The sequence below is a fragment of the Halopseudomonas salina genome, assembly GCF_008641105.1.
In genome coordinates, this window is record NZ_VTTI01000009.1 from 1 (window position 1) to 17652 (window position 17652).

Consider the following 17652-nt stretch of genomic DNA (forward strand, 5'->3'; position numbering starts at 1 on the left):
GCGATTAGATCTAACGGCCTCTCTAATCATTGAGATTATTGCCTCCTGAGCCTGATCCATCTGATTACCTATAACGCCGCATTCAGCGGCTTGTCCGCTGCAATGCTTGGTTAGCAGTGATGCCAAACGAAAGTCCGAATAGAACCACTGCGCCTACGATCTGAGGTAACCAGTAATACAGAAGTGCCTCCCTTTGCGGTTCAATAAGAGCGATAACCACCAGCTCCGCGAAAAAACCGATCATCAATCCGAGCCTTTTCAGCCAAAAGTAAGAATCTATGATAGGCCTACCAGCAATATCAAAGGTTAATAGCGCCGCTGATGTAAGGCCAGCACCGCCCCCGATTAAAAGAGCAAAATATTGCAGCATCTCAAAATTACCCTTCGTCAAATCCAGTATCGTTGCTGGGACGATCAAAACCACACCAGCATTAAACAGGAGCACGGCAGGAGCAAAAGCGATAAAACTAAAGGGGTAAACCAATACTCTCAGGTTCATAAATTCGTCTACTGCTAACGCCCAAACCCACGGGCCAGTATGGAGCCGCGGAGCGGCGGAGAACTGGTCCCGTGCGGTGACTTGTTAGGGTCAGCTTTCACCACAGCTTGTACCACGGTTTTTTCCTTGAGGGGATTTGCTGTTGCTGTTGCTGATGCTGATGCTGGCGATGTAGTTGACCCATTAGAGCCTGGTAGACAACCATGCTAAAAATCTGGAGGTTGGCAACCTCAAAATTTCCGCCAAGCAAAGGATGTACCTTCCAGCCTAGACACTCATTTCTACTTGGCGACATGCCATGCCCAGCGGCAATGGGCTGCCAACCGGCAATAAAATTCTGCTCTAACCATTCGGCTGACTTATTGAATGTGTTGTACTCCTGGGCATTTCTGGCTAACTGAATGTAGTCACCCTCAAGTACAGAGAGCAGCCACAAACTACCATCTGGGTTGCCAAAAACCCAATCACCGAACACGGAAATGAAAAGCGGTGTATCAACGGAAGGGACGAGCCACTGCCACTCAGCGAGAAGTGCTTCAGTGTTGTATTCGGCCGCCTCAGTCATTAATGGACGAAATTCTGTCATTTGGAAGCCCTAACGTGTGAACTCATGGGCCGGCTTGTAGCCGCGAAGCGGCGGAGAGCCGGTCCCATGCAGTGACTGGTTATGAATTGGCAACACAGCCTCCGACCTTATAGACACGCTTCGTAGAAGCCGGATATTTGGCTAGGAGCTGAGCAGGGCGGATGGGCCTAGGTACGAAATTTCCGCCACAATTTGGGCACTGGTAGCTCAAGACCTCTGAGGCGCAAGAAGCGCAAAAGGTGCACTCGAAGGTACAGATCACTGCCTCGGTGGATTCTGGCGGCAAGTTCTTATCGCAGCACTCACAGTTTGGCCTTAGCTCAAGCATCGCGCTCTCCGTGCTGATTCATAACGCGGAGCTTTGCGGCAATTTTGTAGCCGCGCAGCGGTGGAGAAATTGTCCGACAAAAGCGAATTGTTAAGTTTTGACTGCATGGCCCGGACTCGAAGATAAACGAATAGCTATACATGCAGCAGCTAGCATAATGCCCGTGACACCACTTATTGCCACCAGCACGGCTAAAGCGTAAAACAGCCAAGGACCAAGGTGCTTGTTTGAATAAATGCAGTAACCCAGAGCAAACCGTCCAGCCAATAACACTGACTCAAAAGCCAAAGCACCAATAAATAGAGCTATGCCGCTATCCGGCGCTGCCCAAGAGTCCCAGCCTTGCCTTGCTTCAGGGATACTGAGCACCTTCAATACAAGCAGCACAAGACCGCTCAAGATTAGAGCTACACCCAGTCCTCTCTGTATCAACGCTCGGTTCATAATTCGTAAACTTAACGCCCGGCACACGTGCCGATTTGTAGCCGCGGAGCGGCGGAGAAGCGGTCACCGTGCTGCCGCTGGTTATGCGCTTTCACCATGACCTCCACCTAGTGGACGCCCACACTTTCGACATTTTTCAGTGTAGGGCCACGTTAAGGCGATGAGACCTTTCCCAGTGCTGAAGCTGCCGCCACATCCGTTGCATTTAAAGAAAACCATATAAGCAAATGAGGCGATTAAGAATGCGAGCAATATCAACAGCAGCGGTGACGCAACTGGCATTTGTAACGTAGTGACCACGAAAAATACTACGAACCCGATAGCCGCGGTCCAACGAGAAATTCTGAATAGACGCTCAGATCGCATGAAAGCTCCTTTTATCCGCATAACGCCCGAACTCACGGGCCAGTTTGTAGCCGCGGAGCGGCGGAGAAGTGGTCCCGTGCAGTGACTGGTTATGTGTCTGTTTCACCGAGGCCTATGAGTCAATGCCGATCAAAGCATCAATACCTTCATCCCTGATGGTGGCCTGTACTTCTTCCAAGGCTGCGCGATCTGTATCGAATTCGTCGTCCCATACCGTGGAAGTTCCAAACTCATCCACCACTTCTAAAAGCCAGCCACCTTTGTCGCCACGGTAAATTTCCACTTCGACGGTTTTGCCATCAGCGGTCAGTTTCTGGCAGAGGGGGCTCATCTCGAGTTCAAAATCATCTTCCATTACCGATCTCCAAGCTGGAATTTCTGTACACATAACGCAGAGCTTTGCGGCAATTTTGTAGCCGCGAAGCGGTGGAGAAATTGTCCGACAAGAGCGACTTGTTATGTGCAACTACCAAAAGAACCACTTTTTTTCGGCTGGTGCCTTAACCGCGTCTTTAACTTGCTCAAGGATAGGCGCTACGGACAGAAGCTTCGCGTCCTTTGAGTAAGTGGACGCCACTATCTCATAGGAGATGAGACCCCTAGCCTTCAAGGAACGTAGCGCCAACTCAACGTCGGGAGAGTTTAGGTTGACCATCAAGCTTGAGCCAGAAAAGCGCTCTACTGAATCACAGAGGAACTGGTGAAGGTCGGCCTCTGTGAAATGGTCTTTAGTAGCTGCGACATCCCCTATTGAAACGATGTTCGCTGATGCACCGGCAGATGCGCGAATGGAAGCTCCTTCGTACCACCAATTATCACCCCGACTTGTTGTCCATGCGCTATTCATATCGGCGACACCTGAAGCACATAACATTTATATAGTGGTTTCACCGACTGATATGTCGGTGATCGTTTTGTCTTTCTGGAATTTAGCTCAAAATCAGCTGTAAGCCCCACATTTTCCGGCCGCATGCCAGTCCTTTAGCATTCTGTCTCACCGACAAAACGATCATCGTGACTCATATGTCAAAAGGTTCAGGCTTTCCAGGTTATTGAATATCAAGCCAAAATTGCTTTTTCTGCCGTCGTTCTGAGATATGGGTCACAACGATCACGTTTCCCGCTTGTGTTGCCTTGCTATCTGACAAAAACTGGTTGTATATACAGCAAGGAGGCTTCTGATGGATGACATACCTGTTCCGCTTCCGGCGCGGCCCGAGCGTTTTATGGATCGCTTCAAGGCCCATATGCGCGCCAAGCATCTCGCTTACCGTACCGAAAAAACCTATTGCCTGTGGGTGCTTGATTTCATTCGTTTCCATCATCGGCGTCATCCGGAGCAGATGGGTGGGGAGGAGGTTGACGCCTGGTTGAGTTATTTGGCCAATGAACGGCAGGTTGCGATCAATACTCAAAAAACCGCGCTCAATGCGGTGGTCTATTTATACAGGCAGTTTCTTGGGCGCGACCTGGGTGATCTGCAGTTCAGCAAGACCAGCAAGGGGCGGCGTTTGCCTGTGGTGTTCTCCCACGAAGAAGCAATGCAGGTGATCGATAGCATGAACGGTGGCCACCAGCTGGTGGCTGGTCTCATGTATGGCTCGGGTCTGCGGGTCATGGAAGCCGTTCGGTTGCGGGTTCAGGATGTGGATTTTGCCGAGCAATGTCTTTTTGTGCGTGAGTCCAAGGGTGAGAAGTGGCGACGTACGCTTTTACCCCGTGCACTTGTAGAACCCTTGCGCACTCAAATAGGCCTCGCTTTGGCGTTGCATAAGCGTGACCTGGATGAGGGTTTTGGCGCTGTCTATTTGCCGGGCGCGCTTGCCAAGAAGTATCCGAAGGCGCCCACCAGCGCTCAGTGGCAATATGTTTTTCCGGCACCAAATAGGGCTATGGACCCGCGGAGCCAGGTGATGCGACGTCACCATGTGGGTGAGCAACAGGTCCGTCGTTCCGTAGCTGCTGCACTGGCCGGTCTGGCAATCCACAAAAAAGCCAGTTGTCATACTTTTCGCCATAGCTTTGCGACGAACTTATTGAAAGCCGGAACCGACATTCGCAGTATTCAGGAGCTACTGGGACACACGGACGTGAATACCACGATGATCTATACCCATGTGGTCGGTGCCCACTCCCGCGGTGTCACGAGCCCACTGGATGGGTAAGCAGTTTTGTTTTTTGGCACGCTACCGCCCCACCTGTGCGCCAATTTATACGCAGGGTGTAGCCGGTGTGAATCAGGGTGCAAGGGAAGATGCTTGGCGTCCGGTGCCTGCGGGGTAGGGGCTGAGTATCGTCCTTGCTCGGGACTGATAGTGCCGCACTTGGTGTTTGTTGCCAAGTGCGGAAAACGCTGTGGTAACCCCAGGGCCGGGGAGGGTGGCCCTGGAAAGGTTGCAGCGATATGTTGGGCTTTAACCCATGCGGTGCAGGGCGCAGATCTTGTTGCCGGACGGGTCACGCAGGTAGGCGAGATACATCTTCATGCCGCCGCCTTCACGTACACCCGGTGGATCTTCACAGGTAGTGCCACCGTTGGCGACACCAGCGGCGTGCCAGGCGTCTGCCTGTTCGGGATTTTCCATGGCAAAACCGATGGTGGTGCCGTTGCCGTGGGAAGCGGGCTCACCGTCGATTGGTTTGGTAAGTGCGAAGGTGCCGGTCTTGGTGAAATAGAAGCAACGACCCTTGTCGTCGATGACGCCGGGTTTGCAGCCGATAACGCCGAGTACGGCATCGTAGAAGGCTTTTGATTCCTGGATGTCGTTGGCGCCGAGCATGACGTGACTGAACATGATGTTTCCTTTGGGTTGCAGATATTGTTGTGCTTTTGAGCCTGGCTAGAGTTCAGTGAAACGCCGCCGCGGTCAACTGGAAATCGTAACGACCGGAGACGGCGCTTCTTCGCCATATCAGAAATCAAAATCCATCTTGGCCCACAGCGTGCGCCCCGGTTCATTGATTGCAACGGGGTCTGCAGGGTAGCCAAAGGCTGAATTGCCGGCGAGGTTGAGATGTTCGGCATAGGCCTTGTCGAACAGGTTGTCGACCCCGACGCTAAGCTTGGCGTTTTCGCTCAGGCGGTAGGCGCCGTTGATGGAGAATATGCCAAAGCCGGAACTATCGGACACATCCTGGCCCACCACATTCCCCTTGCCTTCGTCGATTCTGTTCTGCTCAGCGACAACCCGCCACAAGGCGCCGGCGCTCCAGTTTGCCTGTTGGTAATTCAGGCCCAGACGGGTTTCCAGCGGGGGCATCTGTGGCAGAGGCTGGCCGGAGCTGCTGTTCTTGCCCCAGGCATAGGCGAGTGTTGCGTCGCCGGTCCAGTTGGCATCAAGCTCGTAACGCATTCCGAGTTCGCCGCCAAGAATGCGCGCATCCACGTTATCCGCCTGACTGGTCCGCATGCCCATCATGTTGGTGCCATAGCTGAGCTGTATGTAGTCACGCACCTGGCCTACGTACCCGGATACCCAGGTCTGCAGTCTCGGGCCGTTGTATTGGGCGCCAATATCGAGTTGAGTGGTTTTTTCGGGACGAATGCCGTCAAAAGCGTTGAGATCACCCGCGGGCGCGATGCTTGGGGAGAAGAGTTCCCAGTAGTCAGGGAAGCGTTGCACGTGACCGATGCCGGCATAGAAGGTGGTCGGGGATTCGGCCATATCATGCTCGTACCGTGCAAAACCGCTGGGCAGGGTGTCGCTGCGAGTTTGGCCCGCGGTGGGGTTCGCACGGCTCATACCCATGCTGGTAATGCTGTCACGAAAGTCTTTGGTGGAGGCCCGATCCAGCCGCGCACCGGTGATGACGCGATCGAGGTCGCTACGATGCCAGGTCAGCTCGCTGAAGAGACCATAGTTGCGCATGACCGCGTCTTTGTCCCAGGCGAATTGATCAGCATCGGTGAAGGTGTCGCTCATCATGTTGTAACTTGAGGCCCGCTTGCGGTGCTCGCTACGCAGGGCGTCTACGCCGGACACCCATTCCAGGTCGGTCCAGTTCAGGGTGGCCGCAATGCGCCCGCCCACTGTACGACGATCCACCTGTGAGGCCATGGGCATCGGCATCATGCTGGTGGGGTCAGGTTGGCGCAGGCGAAAATTGTCCATGATGTGATCGGCGTAGTTGTAATAGACCCGTGCCTCGAGTTTGTCGATGACGCCAAGCGCGCTTTTCTCGAATAGCAGGCCCAGGCTTTCGCGGGCGAACTGCGTGCCGTCCATACCCCGCCCGGCGTACCGCGCTTCGCCATCGCCCCTGCCTGCACTGAGCTCCAGTAGCGTGTCGTCATCCGGCGTCCAGCCAATGGCAAGGTCGGTATTCCATTTGCTGTAGCGCGAGGGCACGGTGTCACCATTGCCGTCGCTGTAATCGTCGGAGCGTGCGTCGTTCCCGGCGAACCGGATATATCCATCTGCATTGCCTACGGCGCCGTCTACCAGTTTGTCGAAACGCCCGTGGGACCCGCCCAGCACGCTGGCGTGCAGTCTGCTATCGGGCTCCTCGAATTGCTCGGGCTGCCGCTCGAAACGGACGGTGCCGGCGGAGGCGCCAGGGCCCCAGAGGACGGTCTGCGGGCCTTTGATAACGGTCAGCAGGTCAAAGGTTTCTGGCGCTATATAAGAGCTAGGCGCATCCATGCGATTGGGGCATGCGCCCAGCATCTGTCCGTCGTTGACCAGCAGATTCAATCGTGAACCGAACATGCCGCGCAAGACCGGATCCCCATTGGTGCCGCCGCTACGAATCGCAGAGAACCCGGGGATGGTTTTCAGGTAGTCACCAGCATCGCTGGCGGGTATGGGCTGTCTGGCATCCTTGGGGTCGGCGATGATGATCAGGGGAGAGCTCTGTTGTACGGCGGTAACGACGGTAGGTGAAAGAAGAAGTGGCTCGACCGTTTTTTCGTTCGAGGGGTCTGATGCGGCCTGGGCTGCGGTGGCACCGCTCAACATGATGGCAAAGGCGATCTGACAGCGCAGCGTGTTTTTTCCAGAAAGGGCGTAAGGGTTTTGCATCGTTGTAATCCACAATTATTACCCGCGCACAAAAGCGGGCAAGAGACAGAAAAAGGCGTTTGGGGGTGTGGACGCAACGGCGCAGCCCAGCCAGCACTGGCTGCAGTTAAATCGGGCTGGAGACTAGCTGAACAGGACCGTCGCGCGGAGGGCGACGGGTGGTGCACGGGGATTGAGTGCTGGCCAGGTGAAGCGGGGCGCGGGCCTGTCGTTGTGACGGATTGCGCCTATTAGGCCGCGATAAGCTGGCGGGAATTCTACCCCCCATTCCAGGGAGGTCAGGGCGCTGCCATGCCCCAGGGCGCATAGCGGGCAGGTTAACTGCATATCACTGGATGAGTGGTGCGTCAGCTCCTCGTCCAGCATGGAATGGGGTATCGGATCGCCTGACCCGCAAAACACCAGATCAACGCTGTCTGGCGCCTGCCCACTCATCTGTCCCGAATGGAAGCCGAATGTCAACACGCTGAAAAGCGTGCAGACATATAGCATCATGGCGACTGAGAAGCGTTGATTGCGGGCGAGTTTCATCGGCTGATACTAGCAGCCTGCTTGTGCGCACACCATATGCCTGAACGTCGCAGGCCCGTGATGCAGTGCCGGCATTTAACCAGGTCTTAACCCTGCGGTATCGACACTCCTGGGCTTGATATTCACCTTTCCTGGCGCGATGCTGACCCGCTTTCACGCTGGCGCAGCCAGCGCACCCTGACGAGACCCTGAAAACATGCTGGACATTCTGCTGGTGGAAGACGATCGAGACCTGGCCGCGACCGTGATTCAATATCTGGAGCTCGAAGGTATCCGCTGCGACCACGCTGACAATGGTGTGATGGCCCTGCAGCTCAGCCAGGACCACGACTATGACGCCATGCTGCTGGATCTGAACCTGCCCCGCCTGGACGGCATCAGCGTGTGTGAGCGGTTGCGCGCCGACGGTAATGACGTGCCTATTCTGATGCTGACGGCTCGCGATCAATTGAATGACAAGCTCGCCGGCTTTCAGGCGGGCACGGACGACTTCCTGGTCAAGCCCTTCGAATTGCAGGAGCTGGTGGTGCGCGTGGTGGCATTGACGCGCCGGCGCAGCGGCCAGGCAAAGGTCCTGCAATGCGCCGATCTGCGTATCGACTTGACCGCCCATGAAGCGACTCGGGGCGGTACGGCTCTGAAGATATCGCCCACGGGCTGGAAATTGCTCGAGCATCTGCTGCGTGCATCACCCGCTGCCGTGCCCAGGCAAAAACTTGAGCAGGCTATCTGGGGGGAAGACGTGCCCGACAGTAATTCCCTCAAGGTGCATATGCACCACCTCAGGCGCGCCATCGATGGCGACTTTGAGCAGCATCTGTTGCATACAGTGCCGGGCTTTGGCTTCGCGATCCGGGAGGCGACGCTATGATGCGTCTGTTGGGCCTTAAATGGTTGGCTCTGCTGACCATTCTTACCCTGGGTATTGGGCTTGTTACCGGCTATACGCTGCTGTCCGCCCACTCCTACATGAGCGGCATGGACAACATTGTTGCCGGTCAGTTGGGCCGCGCAGGCATGCAAACCGTGGCATTCGAGCTGGGAATCCCGGCACCCCGGGAGGAGTACATCGTTACCCGTACCTGGGAGCAACAACCGGCAATCATTCGTGACTCATTTGATCAGCCGCCGCAGCAGTCGGGCGTGCTGTACAAAGTGTATGCCAACGAGGGCGAACCAACGGCCAGGCTGTACTTCGCAGTGCGGCAGGAAACCCCCGCCGGAGATCGCTTTGTTACCCAGCAACTGGCGCCTCTGCCCAATGGGGCAGGGCAGGTCATCTCCCCGGCTCAGAACCGGCTGATCAACCTGACACTGATCGGCCTGGGCATCGCATTAATGATCGGTCTGGCCGTTGGCCTGTTGTGGCGCAGAGTGTCGAGGCCGATCACAGCATTAGGCAATTGGGCCGCGGCTTTGAGTGAGCGCAATCTGAGCGAGCCGGTGCCGGATTTTGTTTATCCTGAACTGAATCAGTTTGCCGAGCTTGTACGGACCAGTCTCACGTCGGCCCATCAAGGGCTCGAGCGCGAGCAGCTGTTCCTCAGCCATACCAGTCACGAGTTGCGTACGCCTATCAGCGTAGTGCGTGCCAATCTCGAACTGCTGCGCAGGATCCAGAGCTCCACCCAGGCACCGCCTGATCCGCGGGAAACGGAGATCATCAATCGCATTGATCGCGCCAGTCTGACCATGAAGGATGTGACAGAAACGCTGCTGTGGCTGGGTCGTGATGACAGCTCGACCCATCCCTCTGTCATGCTGCGGGTAGACGAAATCATCGGGGAGCTGGTCGATGGCCTGCGTTATCTGTTGCAAGGCCACCCCGTCGAACTGGATCTGAATCTGGAGCCAGCCGAGCTCAATTTGCCAGAGGCGCCAACGCGCATCGTACTAGGCAACCTTATTCGTAACGCCTTCCAGCACACCCGCAGCGGCCGGGTAACCATTACCCAGCGTGGTGGTCACGTTGAAATCGTCAACAGCTTGAGTGAGGGCGAAGAGGCCTGCAGTGAGACCGGCTTTGGGCTCGGCCTGAAGCTCACTGAGCGTTTTACCGAGAAGCTTGGCTGGGGTTATACCAACGTGCCGGGAACGGCGGGAAGAAAAGTTGAAATTGTCTTGAACACGTTAACCCCACGTTAACGTGCGCTTTGGCATTGTCTCCCTCAAGGGGATCAAACCCCACCAATCAGGAGATCGACCATGCCAAGCCAGACTCTGAAACTTGTTACCAGCCGCTCCATTGGAGGTGCCCTGTGAACACCAACGCCGAGCACCCATCCAAGATGCGTATCCGTTGCCGCTGGTTGCGTCGTGGCGCTGTCTGCAAACGCTACGATGCGTCAGACAAGGCAAAGAATCGCCCGATGACTTCTACCGATCACTGATCCTGCAAGGTTCCGTATCTCTTGCAGGCTTGTGCTACTAGCTCAAGGCCTGTGAACGTTGTCAAAGTCATCCCCCTTGGGGGTTGCATGAATGCCATCGGCCTCCTGCTGCCGATAATACGCCTCGACGCTTAGATTAGGGTCGATTCGTGCTTTCAAGATACAAGGCTGCTGCTGCCATGGGTATGCCGCCAATTTTTCCCTCAACGCCCGAGCCTCATTGCGGCGCCAACCCTTCACATCCGTGTCACGCCAACGCCGCTCCGGTCGTTTGCTGGCTTTGTCATGCGCGGCAGTCAACGTACCCTCGCGCCGGTTAAAACCGCTGCCATCGTGGGTGTAAAAGCGGGCATATATCCAGAGTAGAGCGTCCGCGCCGAATAGCGCGATCGCAAACAGGATCATGCCGAGCCAAAAGGCGGTCTGTTCTGACCGGAAGCCCCAGAGGGCGTTTTGGTTCCAGGCTATGACAGCGGCATCAGCGATAGCACATAGGCCCATCAGTTAGGGAAAAACAGAACGGATCTGTTTTTTTGATGGCCCGCACCCGCCCGAAACGTCATCCTCGCGAAGGCGGGGAGCCATTGGCGGTTTCAGGCCACGCGAAGTCCTGCTCAAGGACGATGGATATTATCGAAGTCATTGGCTTTAGGGTTGGCGTGGATGCCCTTGGCCTCCTGTTGCCGGTAGTAGGTCTCAATGCTCAGATTGGGGTCGATTCTGGCTTGGAGGATGCAGGGATGCTGTTGCCAAGGATAATCTAGGTTGCGCTTCATCGACACGTGGCGCTCGCGAGCTTCCCAGAATGAGTACGACATATTCCGCCAGCTCCGTGGGTCCCGCTTGCTCTGGATGTCATAAGCGGCGGTTATCGGATCCTGGTGACGAAACTGCTCCAGGACAGGCATGTCTGGTAGAGGTTGGCTTATGTCCATGTAGCGCTGCAAAGTGTCCCAGCAGGCCATGGCCTCTTCTGGCGTCAAACCCAACGGGTGAAGCTTCCCTCCCAGAAATATCTCACAATCGGCGTAACGGTGGTGTAGCCACAAGGCCATGCCGCCACTGCCGTGTGGGCCGGGTCTAAGTTCCATGGTCGCATCGAATTCATAGAATGGCGCCACGAACGGCTTACGAAACCGGCGAGCGATAGTCACCATACCGGTATGACGGTTGAATTCGCTGCCGTCATATTTGAATAGCCGCAGATATAGATCAAGAAGAAAGTCGAAGCCGACTACGCCCATGAAGACGGAGAGGGCCATCCAAACGCACATCCAAATGGCTCCAATGTCGCTATAGGCCATTAACCTGTAAAGGGCAGCAAGGGCGGCCACGCCTAAGCCCGCACTGACCAGAACAAGATAGGCCTTGAAGCTTTTTTTCCAGTATAGCCAGCCGCTCACTCCAATCATTAAGACAATAAAAAACGATACAAGAACCGCTAGAGCGAGTAGATCGGGGAGTAAGTCGACTATCGCAAGCATCCAAAAGAACCACGGAGCAGCAAACAGTGCGGCGACCTTTAAGCCGGGGATTAGAATTAAAAGCTTATTGAAGTTCTCGAACCGCCAGCGCCGGCTATCACAGTACAACTCAAGCTCACCCGTTCGCTCTACGAATGTGTGATCCTCAGCTTGAAGTTGCACATCAACCATCTGCCAAGGCTGCAGATTGGCGTAATTGCCCCAGTGAAGTTGAGTGCGGCGCATATTGGATCGCTTTGCGTCTTCCGTCCATTTATGGGAAGGCTGCGGCGGAACCGATCTTGAGTCATAAGCACTGGCTGCATAAAAATAATTATCTTTCACGGATGAATTCATAGCTGACGATATTCACTCTGTTCAATTATCCAATAGGGTGTATCGCCCATGACATCGTGTGCTGCGGGCACTTGGTTCGAGTTGAAGGCAGACCATTCACGGGGGCTGGGCTGAGGAAGAACAAGGTCGTCATAAGCCGGGAATGGATCATCGGCTCTGCAGCTCTGATGGCCTAATCGGAACTGAGCGCTCACCTTGAGCGCGTGTTTGCTGGCGAAATATGGGTTTGCTTGCGGCTGATTTTGAGAAGGGAGAACGTAAAGGACTCGGCCGGCATCCATGACCACTGCGTCCAGTTTAAGTTGATGAACTGCTTTTGGCGTTCTGCGTTGCCAGCCAGTCCCATGACTGCGTCTGAGAGTTAACTCGAATGCCAACAACATAAACCGCTTGTCGGTGGGGTATTGGCTTAAAAGGCCGGATCGTAGCTCGACCACCCAGTCTAGCGGTTCGAGTTCGCCCTGAGCTTGTCGAGCAGCAGACTGAAATTTTGCTCTATCTTCTTCGGGTGCTTCTTCGAGCCAGCTGTCCAGGCGTTTGATCGTGATTTTCGGCGCGCCTATGGCCCCGAGCAGTTGCTGATATGCAATTAGAGGATCATTCATTTGTGGCAGGCGTCGTTCAATACCGAACGGTCCATGTTTTATCGCCTGTTCGATAGCTCCGTCTGCTAAAAGTACTGCTGCTATCGCTCCTCCTAGTAGCAGAATTACGCCTGCGCTCAGTACCCAAGGGCTTGCCAATACGCCCAGCGTATAAAATGCCCACATGGCACTGCCCGAAGCCGCAATTGCGTTAGCAATAGACGCATCTTTGTCGCCGTGGTCGAAAGCCCGCTTGGCGTCCCACATGAAGAGTGCAGATGTAACACCCATAGCCACGAACGAGCCGGCTCTTGATATGCTGAGCCAACTGCTACCCGTACGCTTAGTAAGATTGGCAGCCCATTGATTCGACAAGCGCGATGCGTCTATGCGTCCTTTTTCCCATAATGCGTACCAGCGGGATCGATCGGTTGAACTTTCTATGATTTTTAATGCGACGTTGTTAGACGCAAGCAAAAGGTCCGCAATAGCTGAGGCGGCGCCGGCGATTAGTCTTCCTTTCTCCGTTTGAAGCAGATTTGACGCACCCACCGTATTCACATGCAGGTTGTAAGCAGCCAGCACGGTAGCCAAGAGCGGGAGCGCTGGCGATCTAGCTATACTACCGGCGCGGTCCAGATTGGCAGTGCTCATTTGCCACGAGCTTAAATCTCGAACCAGTGGGTCGTTTGCGGGCGCTGCAATCACCATCAAACGCCCAAGATCTTTACTGGCAAAGGAATTGGCCTGTGCCAATTTTCCGCTGGTTGTGGCCAGTACGTTCCCGGTCCGCCCCTGCAGATTGCTATACATATAATTTTGACGGGTCAGCGTTGTTCGATCGCTGGCTTTAAGGCCAAAACTGACACTGGCACCGTGCACGCCCAGCACTTCCATGTTCTGAGCAAGCGCTTCGCCTTGAGGCATAAAGCGGATAGTTCTGGCTTGGGTATGTAGTTTACTCAGCAACCCCAGCGTGGGAGCAAATAAGCGCGGCATTTCAATTTGTACAACAGCTGGGTTGGTGCGCAGTTTTCTGAGCGTTAGCAGTACGGCGCGAGTTAGATGGCTTAGCCACTCGTCAACGGCTAGTGCCACGTTCTGAATGGCGTACTGGTAGTTAGGCGAATTCTCGCTGTCCAATCCGGCGAACATTGCCAAGGTGCTGATACCCGCCCTTTGTAGATTAACTGGCTGTGTTGTAGCAGCCAACCGTGCCAAGCGTTGGGCCAGCTCGGGCAGTACCTCGCTTTCACGGGGTAATGCTTGACGAGTCAACGGATGAGTTGCAGCTGCGAGCTGTTTCACCAGTCCGTCCACATGCTGGATCAGGCTCCGATCATCCGGATGGAAACTGCGCGCATCGGTGTCTTCAGGAAGACGGCTGAGCATTTCCAGTATGTCTATCAGCAGGCTGTAGGGCTCTAACAGTCGTTCGTCATTTGAATAAATCCAATCGTTCCATATCGATGGCAGTTTCCTTTGTGCCAGCAACAAGGTGCGATCCAACTGAGTCCTGATAGTGTCGCGTGCAGATTTTCTCTGAATATGCAGCATCGACGTCTCAAGAGAAGTGGTATCGATTTGGTCTCTGAGATTCGATAGCGGGGCGTTGGCAGGTATGGACCATTGGTGGAGCACTTCGGCATACCGGCCGAAAGGCTGGAAGGGAACAAGGGCGTTGAAGGTTTGCAATGCTTCGCAGGCCAACCGAGATTGCTCGACTGCGTGGCGTAATTCAAATAAAGGGTCTTCAAGCAGAAAGCCGATTAGTTTCGGATAGCCGCGGAGGTTTTTTTCAGCTAATAAATCGTTGCCGGGGGGGAGTTCTGGCAGCTCTTCTGGCGCAGCAGAACCCATGTGTGCTGCGAGGTCCCGCTGATATGCATGTAATTGGACCAATAACTCATCAGGATCGAGGGCGGCTAGCGTTGGAGTGAACGCAGCTGGGTTTTGAAGTGCACACTCAACGTGTAAGTCCCGCGCCCGCATTCCTTCTGTGTCCGCAGCGATTATAACTGCCGGCATCGCTTGAGTAGGTTTCCACTCTTGCTCGCCTACTACTGCCGCAGCCCAAGCGGACGCCAGGTTCTGGAAACGATTGTTTACCCGCTTGGCGTCGGCTTCCAACCAGGTAAGGTATTCCCATGTCCAGGGCATTTCGCTGTATGCCATTTCGATCTGATCGCCAACGAAACGACCTTGCAGCAGCATCGGTACCAAAGTGAGCGACAGGGGCTTACCCACAGGTTCTCGATCGTCAGCCGGCTTGCCCTCGGCAGCTCGTTTTCGCCAATCGGCTACATCCACGTCTGCCAGATTGCCTTGCCCATCGCAGGACATTTCGCGCCATAGTCTGCCTTGGCGGAATATATAAATGCGTCCTGGTCTGGGTAATGCACCTTTGGGTTCCTCGGAAGCTTTTTGATGGCCTGGCAGTCTTGCCATAGGCAGCACAGCCAGAAAGGTATTCTGCTGAATCTCTGTCTCTTCCTCATGGCTGCGCATATCACTTTCTACAATAATCTGCAGGGTACTGCCGTCGATGCGCTCTATGTTTAGCGCCAACCGGGCTCGCTGCCTGGTCTCGTAATCGGCGCGCTTGCGAGTTCCTTGCTCAATCGGTTCATCCACTAATCCGCTCATGCGCCATCCTCTGGATCGAGTAGCTGTATCTGGTTGCCGAGTTCCGGATCTCCCCACACGTCGACGATCAACTGCTGCGGCCCCCGTTCGCTAGGATTCGGCTGGACTATCGGATTCACATTGGCTCTGCCAAGTGCTTCGCCTGTTGGGGCGGTATCAGCCGGCTGTGGTGCCACAGGCGGCAATGGCAAAGCCCCGCTACCCGAACCCGGACTCCCACCCGCATTGATGTTGACACTAGGCCCAACCAAGGTGACCCCGCTGGGATCCAGCTTTACGAAGCTGCCGCCGACCTTGAAGGTAATCTCGCTGCCGGCATCCAGGACGATTTTCATGCCGCTGGAGAGATGGATTTCTTCTCCTGCACTGAGCAGCTGTGCGGTGCCGAGTTTGACGTGTTGGCTTGTGCCGACGGTCAGGTGGTCGTTCGCCTTGATCTCGGTTTTGCGTTCGCCGTGGGTGGTGTGGTGCTCTTCGGCCATTAGCTCGGTATAGCTGTTGGCCTCCACACGATCATGGCGTTCGTTGCCGACGCGGATCTTCTGGTCATGCTGGATGTTCTCATCCCAGTCCCGCTGGGCGTGGATGTAGATCTGCTCCTGGTCTTTCTTGTCTTCGATTCGCAGCTCGTTGTAACCGTCACCGCCGGGTGAGCGGAGCGTCTTGAACACGCTGCGGGTCTTGTTGGCGGGCAGTTCGTACGGGACCGGATGTGTCTTGTGGTACAGGTAGCCGGTGACCAGGGGCTGGTCCGGGTCGGCCTCCAGGAAGGTGATCAGGACTTCCATGCCGACCCGGGGAATCGCGATGCCTCCGTACTGGTTACCGGCCCAGGTGGAGGCGACGCGCAGCCAGCAGCTGGTGCGTTCATTGCCCTGGCCTTCACGGTCCCAATGGAATTGCACCTTGATGCGGCCGTATTGGTCGCAGTGGATTTCTTCGCCCTTAGGACCAGTAACCACGGCGGTCTGGGTGCCGAGGACTTTGGGTTTGGGGTGATCGAGTTGTGGCCGGTACTGGACGTCCCAGGGCGCCGCGGTGAACTGGTTGCGGTAACCCTGCGTGAAACCATCTGACTCTTTGACGTCGCTGGTGACGGACTCTTCCAGTACCTGGGGCTGCTTGCCCTCGTGGTGAATGCCGACCACCAGCCATAAATCGTTCCATTCGGCGCGCGGATGCTCTGACAGGGTCAGAAAATGGCCGGTGACCAGTGTGGGTACGTCGCTTTTACCTTCGGCGAGTCGGTAATCGCTGCGGTGCCGTTCCAGGCTGCGCTTGGCCAGTTGTTTACCGCGGGCGCGTTCGGTGAAGCGGCCGGGGTAATCGTAGTCTTCCAGATCGGGCAGCGGTATGGGCTGCTCATCACCTTCAGCTGGTTGCTCCGCCTTGTGCGCGGCTTCCATCAGCAGGTGGGGCTTTTCAAAATCGTAGTCGCGACGGGTTATGCGGCTGGGGCGGGTTTCGATGCGCATGGCAAAGCGTTTGATGACGGGCTCATCGGCGACCAGGCCACTGTCCTGGATGTAGGCCGTGGGGCGGTCCAGCTTGGGAAAGCCGGTCTGATCATCGCCGAATACCAGCAGGTGGTTATCGATGCTGTGTTCAAAGTGATAGTGGATGCCTTCTTCTTCGCACAGGCGCTGGATGAAGTGCAGGTCGGTTTCATCGTATTGGGTGCAGTAGACCCGCTGGGGGTATTCGCTGTTGAGCTGGAAGCGGTAGGCGTCAGCCTGGATGCCGTGGTCGTTCAATACACGGCTGATGATTTCGGGCACGGACAGATGCTGAAAGATGCGTTGGTTGGTGCGGTGCCCGAGATAGAAGAGATGCGGCACCAGGTCGATGTGGTAACGCGTGAGCCGCTTGCCGGCATCACCCTGGGCGACGCGGTGGATCAGTCCGTGGATGCCCTTTCCCTGGCCGGCGAAATTAAAAATCGCGGGCTGTTGCAGCAGTGCTTCAATATCCAGATCGGGGCGTTCGCTCACTAACTCCAGTTGGAAGCAGTAAGACTGGCTGATGGCTTCGGTGCCGGTGAAGGACAGCACCTTGAAGTCATGGGCAATGCCGTGGATATCGAGTGTGAATGCGGCCGTGTTGGCAGGGGTGAACATCCGATGTTCCTTGTGCTTGGGCTGTGGAGCGGGCGCATTATTGCAGATCGGGAAAATGAAAAACGTGAGGTGGTCGGCAAAACGAAACACGGGTTAGGTTGTGCGCGAAATCCAGCTGGATTGGGCGCTGTAGAGCGCTAGCGAGTGCGCAAGAAGTGGCGCAGTTGTTGGCGGTGAGAAGGTCAAAATGGGTTCCCGCGTGCGCGAGAATGACGGGGTTTTGGTGGGGCGCGGTGTTATGGTCTGGGACTCCGCTTGGTTTCCCGCCTTCGCGGGAATGACGGGGTAGGGGCAAGAATGACGAGGAATCGTGGGAATGA

Annotated in this window: 14 protein-coding genes; 4 read left to right on the forward strand and 10 right to left on the reverse strand. The window is 55.5% G+C overall.

Translation table 11 applies throughout. The annotated features are described in order from the left end of the window. Positions 1-82 precede the first annotated feature (82 nt). The 4 genes from FZF01_RS14090 to FZF01_RS14105 form a co-directional block, all read right to left on the reverse strand. The gene (locus FZF01_RS14090; RefSeq protein ID WP_150278855.1) at positions 83-499 is read right to left on the reverse strand and encodes a hypothetical protein; all 417 of its coding nucleotides are present in this window, start codon (positions 497-499) and stop codon (positions 83-85) included. A 97-nt stretch (positions 500-596) separates the two neighbouring features. After that, entirely contained in the window at positions 597-1085 is a 489-nt protein-coding gene (locus FZF01_RS14095) for a T6SS immunity protein Tdi1 domain-containing protein (protein WP_150278856.1), read from the reverse strand. Between the two features lie 79 nt (positions 1086-1164). Further along, complete coding sequence (locus FZF01_RS14100; protein WP_150278857.1) at positions 1165-1413, reverse strand: DUF1272 domain-containing protein; 249 nt, start codon at positions 1411-1413, stop codon at positions 1165-1167. Positions 1414-2335: 922 nt separating this feature from the next. Next, entirely contained in the window at positions 2336-2578 is a 243-nt protein-coding gene (locus FZF01_RS14105) for a hypothetical protein (protein WP_150278858.1), read from the reverse strand. Between the two features lie 826 nt (positions 2579-3404). On the opposite strand from FZF01_RS14105, the gene FZF01_RS14110 reads away from it, so the two are divergent. Then, complete coding sequence (locus FZF01_RS14110; protein ID WP_150278859.1) at positions 3405-4388, forward strand: integron integrase; 984 nt, start codon at positions 3405-3407, stop codon at positions 4386-4388. A gap of 249 nt (positions 4389-4637) precedes the next feature. Here FZF01_RS14110 and FZF01_RS14115 read toward each other — a convergent pair whose 3' ends face one another. The 3 genes from FZF01_RS14115 to FZF01_RS14125 all read right to left on the reverse strand — a co-directional run bounded on the left by FZF01_RS14115 (position 4638) and on the right by FZF01_RS14125 (position 7775). Continuing rightward, entirely contained in the window at positions 4638-5018 is a 381-nt protein-coding gene (locus FZF01_RS14115; RefSeq protein ID WP_150278860.1) for a VOC family protein, read from the reverse strand. 117 nt (positions 5019-5135) lie between these two features. Beyond that, a complete protein-coding gene (locus FZF01_RS14120) occupies positions 5136-7244 on the reverse strand; it encodes a TonB-dependent copper receptor (protein WP_150278861.1) in 2109 nt (702 codons plus the stop codon). Positions 7245-7367: 123 nt separating this feature from the next. Further along, positions 7368-7775: a DUF2946 domain-containing protein gene (locus FZF01_RS14125; protein ID WP_150278862.1), complete on the reverse strand. Its 408-nt coding sequence runs from the start codon at positions 7773-7775 to the stop codon at positions 7368-7370. Positions 7776-7971: 196 nt separating this feature from the next. On the opposite strand from FZF01_RS14125, the gene FZF01_RS14130 reads away from it, so the two are divergent. The 3 genes from FZF01_RS14130 (at position 7972) to FZF01_RS19695 (ending at position 10165) form a co-directional block, all read left to right on the forward strand. Then, positions 7972-8646, forward strand: a complete 675-nt coding sequence (locus FZF01_RS14130; RefSeq protein ID WP_150278863.1) for a response regulator transcription factor — start codon at positions 7972-7974, stop codon at positions 8644-8646. Next, positions 8643-9920, forward strand: coding sequence for a sensor histidine kinase (locus tag FZF01_RS14135; RefSeq protein WP_150278864.1), 1278 nt, complete (start codon positions 8643-8645; stop codon positions 9918-9920). The genes FZF01_RS14130 and FZF01_RS14135 overlap by 4 nt, the downstream gene beginning before the upstream one ends. 113 nt (positions 9921-10033) lie before the next feature. Next, positions 10034-10165 carry a hypothetical protein gene (locus FZF01_RS19695; protein WP_263363777.1) on the forward strand — a complete coding sequence of 44 codons (132 nt, stop codon included), beginning with the start codon at positions 10034-10036 and terminating at the stop codon, positions 10163-10165. Between the two features lie 614 nt (positions 10166-10779). On the opposite strand, the gene FZF01_RS19625 is transcribed toward FZF01_RS19695, so the two are convergent. From FZF01_RS19625 to tssI, 3 genes are read right to left on the reverse strand one after another with little or no spacing between them, the layout of a single operon-like run. Then, a complete protein-coding gene (locus tag FZF01_RS19625) occupies positions 10780-11973 on the reverse strand; it encodes a hypothetical protein (RefSeq protein WP_223825532.1) in 1194 nt (397 codons plus the stop codon). A gap of 8 nt (positions 11974-11981) precedes the next feature. Continuing rightward, positions 11982-15215: a hypothetical protein gene (locus FZF01_RS14150; RefSeq protein ID WP_150278865.1), complete on the reverse strand. Its 3234-nt coding sequence runs from the start codon at positions 15213-15215 to the stop codon at positions 11982-11984. Further along, on the reverse strand, positions 15212-17332 hold the full coding sequence (gene tssI / locus FZF01_RS14155) for a type VI secretion system Vgr family protein (RefSeq protein WP_150278866.1): 2121 nt from the start codon (positions 17330-17332) through the stop codon (positions 15212-15214). The genes FZF01_RS14150 and tssI overlap by 4 nt, the downstream gene beginning before the upstream one ends. Positions 17333-17652 lie beyond the last annotated feature (320 nt).